This window comes from Antarctobacter sp., from assembly GCF_034670325.1.
Classification (GTDB): domain Bacteria; phylum Pseudomonadota; class Alphaproteobacteria; order Rhodobacterales; family Rhodobacteraceae; genus Antarctobacter.
Genome location: NZ_JAXMNR010000001.1, coordinates 110487 through 128982 on the forward strand (window position 1 = coordinate 110487; position 18496 = coordinate 128982).

At 62.0% G+C, this 18496-nt stretch carries 15 protein-coding genes; 12 read left to right on the forward strand and 3 right to left on the reverse strand.

The annotated features are described in order from the left end of the window. Positions 1-94: 94 nt before the first annotated feature. The 3 genes from VOI21_RS00570 (at position 95) to VOI21_RS00580 (ending at position 3494) form a co-directional block, all read left to right on the forward strand. Complete coding sequence (locus VOI21_RS00570; protein ID WP_323766643.1) at positions 95-2521, forward strand: FAD-dependent oxidoreductase; 2427 nt, start codon at positions 95-97, stop codon at positions 2519-2521. A gap of 280 nt (positions 2522-2801) precedes the next feature. Further along, positions 2802-3140: a hypothetical protein gene (locus tag VOI21_RS00575; RefSeq protein WP_323766645.1), complete on the forward strand. Its 339-nt coding sequence runs from the start codon at positions 2802-2804 to the stop codon at positions 3138-3140. Positions 3141-3212: 72 nt separating this feature from the next. Continuing rightward, positions 3213-3494 (forward strand): hypothetical protein, encoded by a 282-nt coding sequence (locus tag VOI21_RS00580; RefSeq protein ID WP_323766646.1) that lies wholly within the window; start codon positions 3213-3215, stop codon positions 3492-3494. 256 nt (positions 3495-3750) lie between these two features. Here VOI21_RS00580 and VOI21_RS00585 read toward each other — a convergent pair whose 3' ends face one another. Beyond that, on the reverse strand, positions 3751-4398 hold the full coding sequence (locus tag VOI21_RS00585; protein ID WP_323766648.1) for a hypothetical protein: 648 nt from the start codon (positions 4396-4398) through the stop codon (positions 3751-3753). Positions 4399-4751: 353 nt separating this feature from the next. On the opposite strand from VOI21_RS00585, the gene VOI21_RS00590 reads away from it, so the two are divergent. Continuing rightward, the gene (locus VOI21_RS00590) at positions 4752-5714 is read left to right on the forward strand and encodes an aldo/keto reductase (RefSeq protein WP_323766650.1); all 963 of its coding nucleotides are present in this window, start codon (positions 4752-4754) and stop codon (positions 5712-5714) included. Between the two features lie 137 nt (positions 5715-5851). Here the strand turns inward: VOI21_RS00590 and VOI21_RS00595 are convergent, their stop codons facing one another. Next, positions 5852-6691 carry a metallophosphoesterase gene (locus VOI21_RS00595; RefSeq protein WP_323766652.1) on the reverse strand — a complete coding sequence of 280 codons (840 nt, stop codon included), beginning with the start codon at positions 6689-6691 and terminating at the stop codon, positions 5852-5854. Between the two features lie 229 nt (positions 6692-6920). Between VOI21_RS00595 and VOI21_RS00600 the strand changes: the two genes are divergently transcribed. The 7 genes from VOI21_RS00600 (at position 6921) to VOI21_RS00630 (ending at position 15518) form a co-directional block, all read left to right on the forward strand. Next, complete coding sequence (locus VOI21_RS00600; RefSeq protein WP_416358943.1) at positions 6921-7736, forward strand: ABC transporter substrate-binding protein; 816 nt, start codon at positions 6921-6923, stop codon at positions 7734-7736. A 127-nt stretch (positions 7737-7863) separates the two neighbouring features. After that, positions 7864-8676 carry an amino acid ABC transporter permease gene (locus tag VOI21_RS00605; RefSeq protein ID WP_323766654.1) on the forward strand — a complete coding sequence of 271 codons (813 nt, stop codon included), beginning with the start codon at positions 7864-7866 and terminating at the stop codon, positions 8674-8676. Further along, complete coding sequence (locus VOI21_RS00610; protein ID WP_323766656.1) at positions 8676-9404, forward strand: amino acid ABC transporter ATP-binding protein; 729 nt, start codon at positions 8676-8678, stop codon at positions 9402-9404. The genes VOI21_RS00605 and VOI21_RS00610 overlap by 1 nt, the downstream gene beginning before the upstream one ends. Before the next feature lie 153 nt (positions 9405-9557). Then, the gene (locus tag VOI21_RS00615; protein WP_323766658.1) at positions 9558-11447 is read left to right on the forward strand and encodes an SH3 domain-containing protein; all 1890 of its coding nucleotides are present in this window, start codon (positions 9558-9560) and stop codon (positions 11445-11447) included. 43 nt (positions 11448-11490) lie between these two features. Beyond that, positions 11491-14103, forward strand: a complete 2613-nt coding sequence (locus VOI21_RS00620; protein ID WP_323766660.1) for a DUF4384 domain-containing protein — start codon at positions 11491-11493, stop codon at positions 14101-14103. Positions 14104-14116: 13 nt separating this feature from the next. Next, complete coding sequence (locus VOI21_RS00625; RefSeq protein ID WP_323766661.1) at positions 14117-14845, forward strand: OmpA family protein; 729 nt, start codon at positions 14117-14119, stop codon at positions 14843-14845. Between the two features lie 202 nt (positions 14846-15047). Beyond that, positions 15048-15518 (forward strand): MarR family winged helix-turn-helix transcriptional regulator, encoded by a 471-nt coding sequence (locus VOI21_RS00630; RefSeq protein WP_323766663.1) that lies wholly within the window; start codon positions 15048-15050, stop codon positions 15516-15518. Positions 15519-15873: 355 nt separating this feature from the next. On the opposite strand, the gene VOI21_RS00635 is transcribed toward VOI21_RS00630, so the two are convergent. After that, on the reverse strand, positions 15874-16998 hold the full coding sequence (locus tag VOI21_RS00635) for a Gfo/Idh/MocA family oxidoreductase (RefSeq protein ID WP_323766665.1): 1125 nt from the start codon (positions 16996-16998) through the stop codon (positions 15874-15876). Between the two features lie 135 nt (positions 16999-17133). On the opposite strand from VOI21_RS00635, the gene VOI21_RS00640 reads away from it, so the two are divergent. Then, positions 17134-18165, forward strand: a complete 1032-nt coding sequence (locus VOI21_RS00640; protein ID WP_323766667.1) for a LacI family DNA-binding transcriptional regulator — start codon at positions 17134-17136, stop codon at positions 18163-18165. Positions 18166-18496: the final 331 nt, after the last annotated feature.

The following is an 18496-nucleotide window of genomic DNA, read 5'->3' on the forward strand; positions in this document are numbered from 1 at the left end:
CGAAATCGCAGTTTTCAGAACCGCAAAGCCGCAACGAACCCCTTGCCCGAAAGAAGAAAATCACAGCCGATACCGCCAATCCACGGAGGTTCCCATGAAGACGACCACACGCGCCGTCGTGATCGGCGGCGGCATTGCAGGCTGTTCCACGCTCTACCACCTGACCCAAGAGGGCTGGAGTGATGTCATGCTGCTCGAACGGGATGAGCTGACCTCCGGCACCACATGGCATTCCGCCGCGCAGGTCACGAACTTTGGCATGACGCAGACCATGGTTGGCCTCAAAAGCCACTCCATCGCGCTGTATAAGGAACTGGCCGAGGACCCGGATTACCCGATCACCTACCACCACGCCGACGGCGGCATCCGCCTTGCCAACACGCAGGCGCATATGGACGGCTACCGCCACTTCGCCTCGATGGCCCGCGGCATGGGGGTCGAGTTCGAGGTGATCGATGCGCAGGAATGCGCCCGCCGCCACCCGCTGATCTCCACCGACAATCTGATCGGCGGGCTGTGGGATCCGCTGGACGGCGACATCGACCCGGCGCAACTCTGTCAGGCGCTGGCCCGCCGAGCGCGAAAGGCGGGCGCAGAGGTCCACCGCAACACCCCCGTCACCGCCCTGCGCCAACTGCCCGACGACACCTGGATCGTCACCACCCCAAAGGGTGAGATCCACGCAGAGGTCGTCATCAACGCCTGCGGCTACCGCGTGAACGAGGTCGGCGCCATGATGGGCGTACACCACCCCGTCATGTCGATGGAACACCAGTATTTCGTGACCGAGGAAATTCCCGCCATCCGCGACGCAGACCACCGGATGCCGCTGCTGCGCTGCCCGATCTCGGACTACTACTCGCGTCAGGAAAAGAACGGTCTGCTGGTCGGCTTCTACGAACAGGACTGCAAGACTTGGGGCATGGACGGGATCGACCCGAACTTTGTCAACGCGCTCTGCCCGGACGATCTGGACCGCGTGATGGACGTGCTGGAGGGCGCGTTCGCCCGTATGCCTGCCCTGACAGAGATCGGCATCACCACCGTGGTCAACGGCCCCATCACCTATACCATCGACGGCGCGCCGCTGGTCGGGCCTATTCCGGGCAAGCGCAACGCCTATTGCATCATCGGCCTGCGCGCCGGTCTGGGCGAGGGCGGCGGTCACGGCTGGCTGCTGGCGCAACAGATCGTGCATGGCGAGGCCTGCTATGACACATGGGTCATCGACCCGCGCCGCTACACCGGCCACACCAATGTCGAACTCTGCGCCCGCTACGCCGTGCAGGACTATCAAAACGAATTCCGCTTTCACTTTCCCAACGAACACCGCCCCGCAGGCCGCATGGCCAAGACCACGCCCCTGACCCCGATCCTGCAAGCCGAAGGGGCGCATTTCGGCCCGGTCAACGGCTGGGAACGGGCCGAAGTCTTTGCCCCCGGCCTGCACATCACCCCCAGCTACCGCTTTGATGAGGCGCATGACGCCGTCGCCGCAGAGGTGGGTGCCGTCCACACCGCCGTCGGCCTGTGCGAAGTCAACGGCTTCAACCGGCTGGAAATCACCGGCACCGACCGGCACGCCTTCCTCGACCGGCTCTGCTGTGGCCGCGTCACCCAAAAACCTGGCCGCGTCGGCCTTGGCTACCTGCTGAACGTCCACGGCATGGTCAAGGCAGAGGCAACATTCGCCAACCTGCCCGCCTCGGACCGGGGGCCTGAACGGGTCTGGTACGGCTCCGCCGCCGCATCCGAATTTCACGACATGGATTGGCTCAGGACGCACAAACGCGCCGATGAGGACGTGCAGATCCGCAGCCTCACCAACGACATGACAATCCTCGTGCTGGCCGGCCCCAAAGCCCGCGAGACCCTGTCCGCCACCTCGCGCGGCGACTGGTCAGCGCAGGGCTTTCCGTGGCTATCTGCCCGCGAATGTTTCATCGGCTTCGCCCCCGCCACCGTCCTTGCGGTCAGCTTTTCCGGCGAACTGGCCTATGAAATCCACGTCCCCAACGCCTCCCTCTACGCCGCCTACACCGCCCTGCGCGAGGCGGGCGAGAAGCACGGGCTGCGCCTCTTCGGCAGCCACGCGGTCGAGTCCATGCGCCTCGAAAAAGGCTTCCTGCATTGGAAGGCCGACCTGCTCACCGAATTCACCCCGTTTGAAACCGCGCTGGACCGCTTCGTCAAACGCGACAAGGAGTTCATCGGCAAAGCCGCCCTGCTCAAACGCCAAAAGGACGGCCCGCGCAAATGCCTTGTCACCCTCAGCCACGACGCCCCCGACCGCCGCGCCGCCCCCGGTGCCTCGATGATGATAGGCGACAAGGTGGTTGGCACCGTCACCTCGGGCGCCTACGGCTTTCGCACCGGCCTGAACCTTGCGCTGGGTTTCGTCGATCCCGATCTTGCCCCCCCCGGCACAAAGCTGGAGCTTGACCTGCTGGGACAGCGGTTCAAAGCCAAGGTCATCGACCCCAGCCCCTATGACCCGCAAATGCTCCGGCCCAGAGGCTAGCCCTCGCCCACCCCCTTACCGGACGCGCTGCACAGGGGAACCGGCGGCGCGGCCTCCCGCGCTATACTTGAGCAGAGTCGCTATATGTCACGCGATCCCGTAAGATGCTCGCAGAGGATGGTCATGGGGCGGGCACAAAAACCGTGAGAGGCGCGCATCCATGCTCCTCCATTTAATGGATGGCATTCCGCTTGGGGAATGTCGGCCAGGGTTGGGGCACTCGCGCCTGTTCGTCGGTGCCGTCCGGCTTTGCGCAATGCACATATTGGAAGCGGATATTATGACCTTCAAACTGACAGTTGCACTGTTGATCGGGGCATTTGCATCCTCAGCGGCACAGGCGGAATGCTGGGGCGGCGGGGCCTATACCGAAGACCTCGAAGGGGTCTACAGCCAAAACTGGTGGGTCGAAAACGTGACCCGAAACGGCGACGGGTCTTGCTCTGCCAAGGTCAAGGGCGAGGGAAAAATTGGCGATTTCGGGGGCGATCTGACCATCAGATGCGGTGCCTCCCCGACGTGGCGGTGGGGCGCGATCGACCAAAACTACCCAGACAGCCAATCTGTCGGCCGTGCAGTGCTCGCCGCGCTCAGCGCCTCCGTTTGCACAGGACATTAAGCGTTCAAAGCGCGAGCGCTCCGCGCACTCGGGTTCTACCAAAGGGCAAAGCCCCATTTGAAAGGAAATAGAATGATCCGGAAATTTTTGTCTTTGGCAGTGTTCGCGGCCTCCGTCGCTGTGATGCCCGTGCCGTCCGCCGCCCAGACCTGCGTCGAGGCGGGATGCTCAGATTACTGCGGTCCCGGCTTTATCCAGATCGTTGGCCAATGCCTGCATGTCACCGACAAGGGAAACCGCTGCGTGAACGAGTCGTTTCGCACACCGCTGAGCGGCCGGTCGCAAACGGTCGGCACGCCCTGCACGGCGAAAAATGACGAAGGCGAGAGCTATTATGGCTGGGTCGGACAGTAGCGAGGCATAGGCGACCCCTAGCCAAAATTCCGCCACTAAGGTTATCTGCGCAAAGGTCGCGCTGCCCGCGCCTGACACAACGCACGCCCAATCGGGATGCGGGTCATAGGTGAGCGGGCGGCGCTGTGCGTCCAGACGCTTGGGGCACAAGCGCACCGGCAGGGTGTTGCGGGGCGTTGCCGTGTTGGATGGCTGCTGTGTGGACGGAGCGCCATTTCGCGGCGGATGCGCAGATGGCGGCTTTCAGGCGCGAGCCTCACGGGTAATTTGGATATGGAACGCGAAGATCAACGTGAGTTAAAAACTTCATGTAGCCGCGAACAGAGTCTCTAAACTCAATTACGGTGCCCAGCTCACGATCCTTGTAGGCGTGAAACGCATTTCGACGGCTTTGCACACGTTGAAACATCTCTTGATGTGCCTCTTCGAAGAGATTTTTTTGAATAACATATCTACGCAGGACCTCGAGTGTTAGCCCGTCAGGCTCCTTGTGGGTCTTCTTCTTGTGGTCGTAAGCATTCGCCTTCTTGAGCGCGTCGATATCCGTTTGAAAATCCAAATAGAAAATTGAAAAGAAGAGCTTCAGAGTCCCTTCAAGTAACGCCCCTAAATTAGCCCAAGCCAAGATCAATTCCCCGTCGGTCATTGGGTCGCGATCGATCCACAAATGAAGCGTTTTTGAAAGTGAGACCTGCCAGTCTAAGCGTGATTTGGAGAGCAAGTTCGCGGCATCGTCGGGTGCCCAGCCGTGAGCAGAGGCCCAAAAAGCGGACAGCTTAGCATTTAGTGACATAATCTTTTCAACTACTTCAGCATTATTTTCCGATAACGCTTCGGCATCATAATGTGCCAATTTGCGAGGACCTTCATTGCAACCGTGCAGCGCCTGTAAATCATACTGCACTCCTCAATGCAGCCATTCGTTCGCTCTGCAGAGTTCGGCACCATGGGCTCGGACCGGACCTTGCTCAACACCTGATCACGCATCCAACAACGCGCAACCAGCATCACATTCGGCAACGAGTCCGGCCCATTCGTGCCAAGCCCGTTCAAGCGCCAAAAGACGATCATCCAACCACCCCGACGCAGGAGCGGCGGACCGGGCACTTCCTAACAAAAAGTAAAAACGCCTCTGTAACCCCTTGATTTTTCACACGGCGAAATTTGTCCACGCGTGGACACCCCCGCACGCCCCCTTGCCATGCCGCCCCGTCCCGGTCACAAATCACCCAAACCCCGGACACGCAGGAGACCCCCATGGCCCGCTACGCCCTCGGCAAGACCGATCTCGAAGTGACAGACCTCTGTTTCGGAGCCTCCGCCCTCGGCGACATGCCCGACACCTACGGCTATTCCGTCCCCGAGGACCGCGCCCACGCCACGGTCAACGCTATCTTCGACGGGCCTGTGAACTTCCTCGATACCTCCAGAAACTACGGCTTTGGCCGGTCCGAAGAACGCATCGGCGCAGTCATCAAGGACCGCGGCGGCCTGCCCGACGGCTTTGTCCTGTCGACCAAGCTGGACCGCGACATGGACACCCGCCGCTTTGACGCCGCCCGCGTACGCCAGTCGATCGAGGAAAGCCTGACGGCGCTCAATCTCGACAGCATCCCGCTGCTCCACCTGCATGACCCGGAACACGCCCGCGATCTGAATGAGATCACCGGCGACGGCGGCGCGCTGGACGAGTTGTTCAAGCTCAAGGAAGAGGGCCTCGCACAGGCTGTCGGCCTCGCCATGGGGCGGCTCGACGTGATGGAGCCGATCCTGCGCGCCTATCCCTTTGACGCGCTGATCTCCCACAACCGATTTACCCTGCTGAACCGGTCGGCGGATGCGATGTTCGATTACGCCTATGATCAGGGCATCGCCATCCTGAACGCAGCCCCCTTTGCCGGTGGCGTGCTGGCCAAGGGCAGCGCCGCCATGCCCCGCGTCACCTATCAAGAGGCCGACGACGCGGCCCTTGCCCCCGTCCGCGCCATCGAAGAGATCTGCGCCCGCCACAACGTCCCGACTGGCGTCGCGGCGCTGCAATTCTCGCTGCGCGACCCGCGCATCACCTCGACCGTGATCGGCGTGTCCAGCCCCGAACGGGTGCAAAAGACGATGGACTGGGCGGCGATGAAACTGCCCGCCGCGCTTTGGGATGACCTCATGGCCCTGCCCTTTGCCGACGAAGACCCCGAGGCCAACCGCGACTACAAACCCGGCTGACGCGCCCACGCGCCAGCGCACGCTCCGTTTACCTGTGTATCCGTGCATCGTCATGCGCATGGATTGTGCATGGTTTGTGCATGCATTGCACATGACGAAAAGATTTGCAAAGCCAGAGCCTTAATGTCGATTCGCGCCTAATTTTCCCGGCTGACGCCGCAGGCCTCTTTCGCCCAGTCGTTCCAATCGTTGCCATGCCAGATCACCTCACCCTCCCAGGCGAAGGGGATCTGGTGTACCGCCACGTCCTCTCCCCGGAGCAGCACCACGCGGTAGGACGGCTCCAGCGGTGCCATGCCCGAGAACATGGAGGGCGACAGGTTCGGGATCACCTGATGCACGGTCGACGGCACGCCGGAAAACGGGATGCCCGCCAGGGTGCCCGACAGCGGCTCATGCACATGGCCAAAGAAGATATGCGCGATCTTGTCCCGGTGCGCCTTGAGCAAGGCCCGCAACGGCGCCTGATCGGCATCGTTCAACGACAGCATATCGGTCGATGGATCGCCCAGATGCAACGGGTTGTGGTGAAAGAACACATAGGCCGTTTGGCAGCCCTCTAGCTGGCCTTGCAACCAACCCCGCCGGGCAGAGCAGAAATGGCCTGCATGGGTCGCCGTCTGCACCGTGTCGCAATAGATGAACCGCCCCTCGGGCAGATCCTCGGCGTGGTTGATGAAACCGCCTTCATCGCTCGGATGGTCCGGGAAGTGGTCCAGAAACACCGCCCGGTCGTCATGGTTGCCCACCATCAGACGCACCGGCATCGGCAGCACCCGCAGGGCCTGTTTCAGCGCGGCATAAGCCTCGGGATCGGCCCAATGGGTGAGATCGCCGGTGATGACAAGGCGCACGGCGTCCGCGTGATGCTCGGCGATGTGACCAAAGGCACGCGCAAGGCGCGCTTGCGGATCGATCCCCTCGACCAGCATCCCCGGCGTCCCAAGATGAATATCGGACATATGGATGAATTTCATGGCCCGCCCCCAACCCGAATCCCACTGATAGTAGGCCGGGGACATTTCAGGATTAAGACAAAACCAACGGCGGGCGGCAATCCGGGTGCAACCGACAAAAATACCTGCAAGACAGACACTTGAACGGAAAATCGTGGCTGTCGGTACGCGCGGCGCGCAGGGCCAAATTGACAAGTCACGCCCCGGCGGCAACTCTGTGCGCAACCATAATCCGACAGGGACCTTTCCGATGAAACTCATGACCCTCACCGCGCTTGCCTGCGGCCTCGCCGGTGCTGCCTTTGCGCAAAACGACTGTGCTGCGGGCAAAACCCTGACCGATGGCACGTTTACCATCGCCACCGGCAACCCGGCGTTCTTTCCCTGGGTGCTGGATGACGCCCCCGAAAGCGGCAAAGGGTTCGAGGCCGCCGTGGCCTATGCCGTCGCCGCCGAGATGGGCTTTGGCCCCGATCAGGTGACATGGGTCCGCACCTCGTTCGACCAGTCGATCCAGCCCGGTGCCAAGGATTTCGACGTCAACCTGCAACAGTTCTCGATCACCGAGGAACGCGAACAGGTGGTCGATTTCTCCATGCCCTACTACAGCTCGGCGATGGCGGTCCTGACCACCAAATCCGTGGTTGACGGCGGCGCCGCGCCAACCGTCGCCAGCCTGAAAACCCTGATCTGGGGGGCCGACGCCAACACCACCGCCGTGCCGATGCTGACCGATCTGATCGGCCCCGACAAACAGCCCATGCTCTACGGCGACAACGTCGACGTGACCGCCGCCATGCAGGCGGGCCAGATCGACGCCGCGCTGTTTGATCTGCCCACCGCGCTGTATCTGTCGGCGGTGGTGGTCAATGACGGCGTGATCCTTGGTCAGTTCCCGCCAGAGCGCAGCGAGAACCCCGACCAGTTCGGCATGCTGCTCGAAGAGGGCAACCCGCTGAAATCCTGCGTCGATGCCGCCCTGACCGCGCTCAAGGACAGCGGCAAACTGGCCGAGATCGAGGCCGAATGGCTGCAAGCCACAACCGGCGTACCGGTCATCGAATAAGTCGCCTCGGGGCAGGCCATGCGCCGCGCCCCGGCTTCTTCTTGGCAAAAATGCTCCGGGGGAGTCCCGCAGGGACGGGGGCAGCGCCCCCTTTCCTCCGGTGCTTTTTCGTCCTACAGGCCGATCCATGCCCACCCGCCGCCAAATCTTTGAATCCCGCCAGCGCCGACGCGCCAACCTGATCGCCGCCGGGTCCACCGGCGCGGTGCTGCTGGCGCTGATCGTGCTGGTGCCGCTGGCGCCGGGATGGGAGGCCGTGCAGCGCAGCTTTTTCAACGGCGCAGTCTTTGCCAAGACATTTCCGGGCCTGCTGAACGCCTTTCTGATGGACATCGCGATCTTTGCCTGGTGCGCGCCTTTGATCGCCGCGCTTGGGCTGGCCGTGGCCGTCGCGCGCGACCTGCGCACCCCGGCGCTGTATCCGGTCAAACTGCTGGCGATCCTCTACACGGATGTGTTCCGGGGGCTGCCGGTGATCCTTGTGATCTACCTGATCGGCTTTGGCATTCCCGGTCTCGGCCTGCCGCGGCCGTGGAATTCGCCCTATATCTGGGGCTCTCTGGCGCTGGTGCTGGTCTATGCCGCCTATGTGGCAGAGGTCATCCGCTCGGGCATCGAGTCCATCCACGACAGCCAGCGCGCCGCCGCACTGTCGCTGGGGCTGTCGTCCTCCGATGCAATGCGCTTTGTGATCCTGCCGCAGGCCATCCGCCGGGTCGTGCCCGCCAATATGAACCTGTTCATCGCGCTGCAAAAGGACGTGGCGCTGCTGTCCTTTATCGGCCCGGTCGAGATTTTCCGGCAGGCCGGCGTCTACAAATCCCTACTGGCGAATTTCACGCCCTATGTCGGCGCGGCATTGGTGTTCCTTGCGATCACCATTCCCGCCACCCGCTACGCCGATCACCTGATGAACCGCCAGCGCAAGGCCCGCAGCTGATGCCCACACTTGTCCTGAACGCCGTCCAGAAAAGCTTTGGCAACAACCCGGTCCTCCAAGGCGTCGATCTGACAGTGTCCGGCGGTCAGATGATCTGCCTGATCGGCGCGTCCGGGTCGGGCAAATCCACGCTTCTGCGGTGCATGAACCTGCTGGAACCGATCGACGACGGCACCATCACGCTTGACGGGATCGACATATCAGAGCCCGGCTTTGACCCGCAGCCGGTGCGCCAGCGCATCGGCATGGTGTTCCAGAGCTTCAATCTTTTCCCGCACATGACCGCGCTCGACAACGCGCTGCTTGCCCCCCGCCGGGTCCACGGCACCAGCCGGGCCGAACTGGAACCCAAGGTGGCAGAGCTTTTCGCGCGCTTTGGTCTGGCCGACCGCATGCACCACTACGCCGACCAGCTTTCAGGCGGTCAGCAGCAGCGCGTGGCCATCGTCCGCGCGCTGGCGATGAAACCGCAGATTATGTTGTTCGATGAGATCACCTCGGCCCTCGATCCCGAACTGGTGGGAGAGGTGCTGGACGTCCTGCGCCAGTTGCGCTCCGAGGGCATGACCATGGTTCTGGCCACCCATGAAATGGGCTTTGCCCGCGAACTGGCCGACACGGTTTGCTTTCTGGATCGTGGCCGAATTCTCGAATCCGGCCCGCCGGAACAGCTCTTTGCCAACCCCGGGCAAGAGCGCACGCGCGCCTTCTTGTCCCGCGTGCTCTAGGCGCATGCGGCCAAAACCCCGATTCATGCCCTTCAAATGCCGGATTTTCCCTGACTTTTCCGAAGGTCGGGTTTTCCTTCGTTGACGGATTGCCCCTTCTGAAGGAACATCAAGGCAACTTGTTAATATTCATTTTTTCAAAGGGGACCTGCCGTGCGTACGTCTACTGCTCTGGCAACACTGATCGCCTCACTGGGGTTGTCGGCCATCGCGCCCGCCCCTGTGCACGCGCAGGATTTTGTCGGGTTTGACCGCACAAGCTTTGGCAGCGTCGTGCTTAGCCGCAATCAGTCTGCGGCGGGCGGCAGCGACATCACCCTTGAACTGGCGGTTGGCGACTACAACAATGAGCCGATCCTCAACTACTCCGAAAACAGCGTATTCTCAAAGCTGGGTCTGGCGGTCGGTCGGCTGGACATCCTGACCGACACCGGCGTCTATCCCTGCACCGCCTTTATCGTCGACAAGAAGCACATCCTAACCAACAACCACTGTGTGCCCGGCATTCTGGAAAACGAACGCGCCGGGGCCACCCGCATCGATTCCGTGCTTTTCGTTGCGGGCTATCGCCAGCCGGGTGTCGATCAGGGCACGCGCCGCTATACCGTGGTTCCGACCCCGATCGAGACCTCAAAGGACCTTGATTATTCGGTGCTGGAGGTGATCGGCGATCCCTCGGCGGAATTCGGAACCCTCGATCTGGTTGCGGTGACGCCGAACGACAACGATCCTTACTGGGTGATCGGCCATCCCATGGGAGAGGCCCAGCGCATCAGCCGCGAAAAATGCCGCGCCAATGCGCCTGCCTTGTCGAACAAGCAGTTGCTGCACACCTGCGACACGCTGCCGGGCAACTCCGGCTCGCCGGTGATTGACGCCTCCTTGCAAAAGGTCGTGGGCCTGCACCATGCCGGGTCCAATCGCGACGCGGTCAACTACGCCATCCCGATGGGGGATATTCTGGCCCACTCCAAGGTGCTCAAGGGGGTCTTCGTGCCCGGTGCCGACGATCCGACACCAACGCCGACACCCCCGGTGGACACCGGCGAAACCGCGCCGCCCCCGCCGCCCGACACCAAGGATGAAACCGCGGTCAAGCTGTGCGACGCACTGTACGACGAGGCCAAGGAATTCTCCGAATGTTTCGCCTATGAGGCCTACCTTCAGGTCTGCGGCGATCACCCCTATTCGATCCTTGCCAAGTCCTATGTCGCGCGGCTGTGCAGCACCCCCGACCCGGTCGAGGTGACGCCGCCCCCGCCGCCGCCCGAAGAGGTCGTCGACACAACACCGCTGTTGTGGTGGTGCACGTCCGGCGGTCTGAACGCGACCGAACGTACGATCTGCGGTGACCGCTATCTTGCCGGTCTGGATGAGGAAATGGAGCGCGCGTATAAATCGCCCGCCCGTGCCGTGACCTCGACCCAGCAGTCCGTCTGGCGCACCGGAACCCGTGACCGCTGTGGCGCGGATGCCGATTGTATCTCGCGCGTGGTGATCGACCGGATCACCTATCTCAAGACGCCTGAGAAGGTGACGCCGCCGCCGCCCACCCAGACCTATACGATGTATGTCACGGGAACCGACCACCTCAACGTCCGCTCTGGTCCGGGCACGCATAATGGCGTGGTCAACCGGATCGATTTTGGCGACAAGGTGACCGTGCTGGGTGAAAGCGACGGCTGGAACAACGTGCGCCTGTCCAACGGCCAGAACGGTTGGGTTTCGAACCGCTATCTCGCCTCGAACAAGCCCAAGGAACAGCCTGTCGCCCAGTGCACCGCCACGGTGGTGAACCTGAATCGCTATTCCAGCCATACCCGCAACAACGGCAGTGGCTTCCTGAACATCCGGACGCAGGCCAGCACCCGTGGCCGGATCATCTCCGAGACGTATCTCGGCGACACCGTTCAAGTGCTGAACCAAAGCGGCAACTGGGCCCAGATCCGCTGCCTGTCGGGTCAGTGCAAGAACCCCTTCCGGGGCTCCGGCGGCGTGACCGGCTGGGCCTCCAAAAAGTACCTTTCCATCCGGTGCCGTTAATCAGAATTCCACCCAAGCCCTCTTTCAACAGGAGACTTATGTCATGCAACCCAACGACCTGATAAAGGTGAGCGTCATCGCACTGACGACCGCCTTTGCCCTGCCCGCTGTGGCGCAGGATCAGACCTTGCTGGTTGATCCAGAAGATCTGAACTATCAGCTTCCTGCCGACGCAACCGATTATGAAAAGGCCGCCTATGGCGTCCTGCAAAAGTATTGTTCGGACTGCCACCAGGAAGGTGTGCTTGGCGATGGACTGACCAAACCCAAGGCCGGTTTCGGCCACGTCCTCGACATGCGCCGCCTTGCCAACGATCCCAAGTTCGTGGTCGTCGGCGACCCTGCCAAGTCCAAGCTCTATCAGGTGATCACCGGCGGCGCGCCGGCGATGCCGGACAACTGCTGGGACCCCAGCTGTGTGCCGACAGAGGCAGAGCTGCAACAGCTTCAGTCGTGGATTGTCGCGCTGGGCGACACCGCACCGGAACCGCGGACCTACGTCTCATTGGCCGACATGTACGCCATGGCCCATGCCGACCTGCAGGCGCAGCCCACCAACCGCCGTGACCGCATCCGCTATATCTCGATGCGTCCGATGTGGAACGACCCGGACGTGACGGACGAGAACTACCAGGGTTATCTGGCGGCGACCGTCAAGCTGCTGAATGCGCTTAGCTGGAACGCGAACGTCTACAAGTTCGAAAAGGTCGATCCGCACGGCGTCCTGCTGCGCGTCTTCCTGCCCGATCTGGACTGGACGCATGAAACCTGGGGCTATCTCGAATCGCAGTACCCCTACGCCATGGAAAGCGACACCGATCCCTATCTTGGGTCGCTGCAACACTTGTCAGGCTCCATGACCCCGGTCATCCGTGCCGACTGGTTCACGGCGACCGCCTCTGTCAGCCCGCTTTACTACGACATGCTGGGCTTGCCCGACACGGTGCAGGGTCTGGAGGCCAAGCTGGGCTTCAGCATGAGCCGCAACATCCTCAACGAACAGGTCGTCCGCGCCGGTTTTCAGGATTCGGGTGTGTCCTCGCATAACCGCCTGATCGAACGCCACCCGCTTGGCACCGGCTTTTTCTGGACGTCTTATGACTTTGCCGGATCGAAAGGCCGCCAGAGCTTTTTCGAATACCCGCTGGGTCCGATCGATGCCTACGGCCCCGATCTTGCCTTCGAACATGACGGCGGCGAGTCGATCTTTACCCTGCCCAACGGCTTTCACGCCTATTACCTCAACACCGCCGATGGCGCGCGTCTTGACGTGGGTCCGACCTCCATCGTGCGCGACACCGACTATCCGGATGGCACCGGCGAGGTTGTGAATGGCATCTCGTGCATCTCGTGCCACTCCAAAGGCATGCGCTTCAACGATGACTCGGTGCGTGAGGTTGCACTGAACAACCTGTCTCTGCCCGCCTCGGCGCGTCAGACCATCGACGCCATCTATCCGGGCAAGGATGTCATCAATGAATACTTCCAGCGCGATTCCGACGCCTTCCTGAACACCCTCGCCAGCGCGGGTATCGAGCCGTCCATCAAGGCAGCCGGGCTGGAACCGGTGCGGGGTCTGTTTGTCTATCACGTCGATTACTTCGTCGACTTCAATCAGGCCGCCAACGAACTGGGCCTGACGGCAGAACAACTGCGCAGCCGTATGGCCTTTGCCGGTCATGACATGGCTGGCCTGCTGACCCGTCTGGATATCTCGCCGATTGCACGGGATGAATGGACGGCCGCGTATCCGGTCCTGCTGGACAAGCTGACCGACTACCGTCCGTACAAGACCGATCACGTGGTCACTGCGGACCTCAGCTATTCGGTCAAGCAGGTGGTCAAGGACACCGATTACGCTCCGGTGAAAAAGGTCAAGGTCGTCAAGCAGGTCGACTACAAGCCCGGCGATCCCGGTTATGTGCCGCCCGCTGCCGACTATAAGCCCGGCGACCCCGGTTACGTGCCGCCTGCCGCCGACTACAAGCCCGGCGATCCCGGTTATGTCCCGCCCGAAAAGGACTACGTGGTCAAGGATGACGACTACAAGCCGACAGGCACCGACTACGTCGTGAAAGGTGACGAGCCGATCAAGACCCATGACGACGCCAAGAAATACGGCGGCGATTATGACCCGGTCCAGCACTCGGTCGCGGCGCAAAGCCACCTGACCGTCTACACCAACCAGACCACCTACAAGGTTGGTGACGAACTGCAGGTCTTCATCGAACCGCGCCACGACTGCCGTCTGACGTTGATCTCGATCGACGACGACCACGACAGCTGTGTGCTCTACCCCTTCCCGGGTCTTGAGGACATCGTGATCCCCGGTGGCACCCAGTACGTCTTCCCGCCGCGCGGTGCGCTTCGCACCTCCGAGCCGGGGCTGGAAACCATCCTTGCCATCTGCAACGGCGGTCAGGCGGCCATCGACAAGGTGACCCGCGATACCTCCAAGGTGTCTTGCTCGGTCGGTCACAAGACCGTCTCCAAGGACCGCTACGAGGGTATCGTGAACGAAACCCTTGTGCTTGACCTCAACGCCGGGGCCAAGGACGCCAAGAAAACGGACAGCGGCGTCGATTACCGTGCCGTGTCCAAACATAACCCCGACGTGACCAAGGCTCAGATCTCGGTCGTGGTCCGGGAATACTAAGGAGATGAGAGCGATGCGAAAGCTATTCCTGAGCGTCGCTCTCTGCCTTGGCCTGCCCCCCGTGGCAGGCCATGCGCAGAGCGGCGAAATCTTTATCCCCGGTAACGATCCGCTGGTGGAAATCAAACCGCAGCCGCAGAGCCAGATGGCCAGCTGCCTGCTCAACCCAAACGCCGCCAACTGCGCTGGCGTCGACATCGACCCGGACGGGATCGCGTTGGAAAGCGCGGGCCCCTCGGTCACCTTCGAAACCCTTGTGCTGGACCTCGACACCAAGAAAGTCGTCGTCAGCAAGGCACCGCCCCCCGCGCCGCCCCAATACGACGCGCCCGAACCGCCCAAGACCGGCAAGGTTGCGTTGCCCTCGGTCGCCATCACAATCGAGTTCGATTATGACAGCGACCGCGTCCGGGGCGACCAGCGCGGCAAGATCGACAGCCTGATTGCCGCTCTGAACGATCCCGCCCTTCAGGGCACTTCTTATGCCGTGATCGGCCACACCGACGCTGTCGGCTCCGAAGGCTACAACTGCGACCTCAGCCTGCGCCGGGCGGCCTCTGTCACGCGTCTGATCGAAGGCGCTTACCTCAGCGTGCCGCTCTACCCGGTCGGCTGGGGCGAATACGTTCTGAAGAACGAGTACGATCCCCGCGCGGCGGAAAACCGTCGTGTGACTTTCCTGCGGTTGCCCGATACGCCGGGTGCCGTCCTGCAAACCGCAAGCACGGTCTGCCGGTACTGAGACAGCCAACCGGTTGTGATCTTTGGACCCTCGCCCAACCTCGGGCGGGGGTCTTTTTTTGGCTCAACTTCATCAAGTTATGAAATGCACTGACGTCCCGGCAGCCGCGATAAAGCTTGCCAGCGCTTCAATCGCTTCGCTAACCTGAGTGAGCGAATTGGAAACCGCAGGGCATTGCCTTGCAGGCAGGGAAACATTTTTCATGGACGTCGATGGCAATGTGTTGCCGCACACTGTGGTGCCACTTAACAATTTTCTCACCTACCGCCTTGCAAAGGCACAAGCCAAGCTGAACGCTCAGGCCTCGCGGATTCTGCGTGATCACGCCGGAATCACCATCACGCAATGGCGCATCATTGCCGTGCTCGGCGACACGGGTCGCTGCACCTCGGCCCAGTTGTCGCGACTGACCGCTATGGACAAGGGCCTGATCAGTCGAAACGTCAAGACACTGGCCGCCGACGGGATGATCACCATCACCCGCGATGCATCGGACAATCGCGCCCTTCATCTGGACCTGACCGACAGGGGACGCGCGACTTTCGATCACACGATACCGCGTATGCGGGATCGCCAGCGCGACCTGCGGGCCTATCTCGACGACGCGGAATTTACCACTCTGATGAGGGCCTGTGAAAAGCTGGAAAAAGCGGCCGAAGACCCTGCGATCTAAATCTTGTCTTTCAAAGACCGCGTGGGAACGCCAGCCTGCACCCGGCACGTAAATGACCGCATACAGGGGCAAGGCAAGACACAGGACGACCAGACGCGGCACAGGATCGCCTGTGCCTGTCGATCAAATACGGCACCGGCGGCTCGGACGGCGGTGAGGTCTTTGGCGGCACCCGAGTCTCTCCGCAACAGATCGCAGAGGCGCAGACGCCGCAGAGCGTTCTGAAATACGACGCCGATGGCTTGGATCGCCGTTTCATCTGCGTCGCGCCGGGGCTGGGCGCAAACGCGCTGGTTTATCGCCCCGCGTCGAAAAGGCCCTGTGGCAAGGCATCCCCTACCCGAGGACGACACCGTCACAAAGTGACCCGCGCGCAATCCCGCCGCGCACTGTCGGCGATGGCATGGATCACCCGCTCAAACCCCAGCGCATCCTGCATCGACGGATAGGCCTGCACGCCGTCGCGGATCGCCGCCAGCAGGTCGGCGGCCTCGATGGTCTTGAGATCGACAAACCCCAGCTGATGCCCCGGCGCCGGAACAAAGGCCCCGAACGGCGGGTGATCCGGACCAGACAGCACCGTGCGAAAGCCCTGTTCAGATTTCGGCCCCTCGTTCAGGTACACCTGTAGCTCGTTCATCCGCTCCTGCGCGAAACAGATCATGCCCTTGGTGCCATGCACCTCCCAGTCCAGCCTGTTCTTGCGCCCCCATGCCGACCGCGAGGTCGCCAGCGATCCATGCGCGCCACTGGCAAAGCGCAGCAGCGCCGTCGCCGTATCCTCATTCTCGACCGCGGCGCGCCCGGTGCCATCCGGCAGCGGGCGTGTTTCGTGGATGATCTGCGTGTCCGCCACAAGGCTTTGGATCGGGCCGCACAGACCCACCATCAGCGACACCAGATGGCAGCCCAGATCCCCCAGGGTGCCCAGCCCGGCCTCGGCCAGCCGCGCCCGCCATGTCCACGGCAGGTCCGGGTCCGCCTGATAATCCTCATCGACCCAGCCGCGCACATGCACAACGCGCCCAATCCGCCCTTCACTGATCAGCTTTTGCGCATGACGAAAGGCCGGGTTGCGGATGTAGTTATAGCCCACCACCGTGACTGTGCCCGCCGCGCGCGCCGCCGCGGCCATCTCTTCGGCCTCGGCCAGCGTCAGCGCCATGGGTTTTTCGCACCAGACGTGTTTGCCCGCCTTCAGCGCCGCACAGGCCATCTCGTGATGCAACCCGTTGGGCGTGGTGATCGACACCACATCGATGCGCGGATCGCTGACCACCGCGCGCCAGTCATCCGTCGCGCGGGCAAAGCCGAATTGCGCCGCCATACTGTCCGCCTTGGCGCGCGGCGCGTCACACAGCAGTTCCAGCCGCGCCTCGGGCAGATCGCCCCCCATCACCGCCCGCGCCATGCGAAACGCCAGCGCATGGATCTTGCCCATAAAGCCGGTGCCGATCAGACCGATTCCCAGTTCCGCCATCCTGTCCTCCATCCCTGAACATCAGCCCTAGTCAAACGAAACCGACATTCCCAGCACCATGCGAGTTGGGGATTGGATTTCTTGCAAAAACCATCATAGAGTGCGGGTATCCCTTCTCAGTCTCCAGAGGACTTCATGGCCAAACGTCCAACCATCACCGATCTCGCCCGCGAATCGGGTGTCAGTGTGGCCACGGTAGACCGGGTCTTGAACGGGCGCGCCAAGGTGCGCGAGGAAACCGCGCGGCGGGTCTATGAGGCGGCGCAGCGCATCGGCTATCACGCGGCGGCGCTGATCGGGCAACGGATGTTTGCCGACCTGCCGGAGATCCGCTTTGGCTTTGTCTTTCCCAAGGCGCGGCAGCCCTTCTGGCAGAGCGTCGCGCGCGAGATGGAGGCCGCGGTGGCCCGCGCCCCCGGCATTCGCGGCCAGATTGTGCTGGAGTTCGCGCCCTCGCAAAGCCCTGGCGACATCGCCGGACTGATGGCCGGGCTGGCGGGTCGCTGTGACGCGATTGCGGCCTCTGCCGTGAACCACATGCAGATCACCGACACGGTCAGCCAGTTGAAGGACCGCGGCGTCCCCTGCTTTGCCCTGCTCAACGATTATGCGCAGGGAATCCGGCAGGGCTATATCGGGCTCAACAATATGAAAGTAGGCCGGGTCGCGGCGCACATGATGTCCAAGGTGGTGGCACGATCTGGGAAAATCGCCGTATTCGTAGGCGGTTACCGCTGGCACGGGCATGAACTTCGCGAAACCGGCTTTCGCAGTTACTTCCGTGAATACGCGCCCGATTTCACCATTCTAGACACGATGGTGAACCTTGAAACACGGCAATTGACCTATGAAGCCACGCTGGAACTCTTGCAGCGGCATCCCGATCTCAAGGGTTTGTATTGCTCGGGCGGCGGGATGGAGGGGGCCATCGCGGCGCTGCGCGAGGCGCGCGCGCCCGGTCAGGTCGCGCTGATCCTGCACGAACTCATCCCCGAGTCGCGCTCCGCACTGGCGGATCGTTACGCCGAAATGTCTATTGCCACTCCGCTGGAACGGCTCTGTAACGATACGGTCGCCCTGATGATCGACGCCGTGCAAAAGTCAGACACCCCCACCCCGGGCCAACATTTTCTCAACCCCGATCTCTACTTGCCAGAGTCGGTCTGAGACGGCGCAGCGGTGCAGATTTCGCTTCGGCACCGCCTTTCTGGACCCGGCTGTCAGCGCCGTCGATGGGCTCACGACCCAGCACCGGAACAGCGGTTCCAACAGGCGCACGATACGCATGATCCTTTGATGAATACGGGCCGGCACCAGACAGCGGAGCCCTCCAAGAATGAGACAAAATATCTCTCACCCGGCTTTCAAAAACTTTCATGAATGAGGCAAAGAGTGAAGTAGGGAATTGACCCAGCGCCCTCAATCGGACCAGTTTACGACAACACGGACCGCACTGAGGAGAGCGGGTCGTTTCCTCAACGATCGAAAAAGGTAGAAC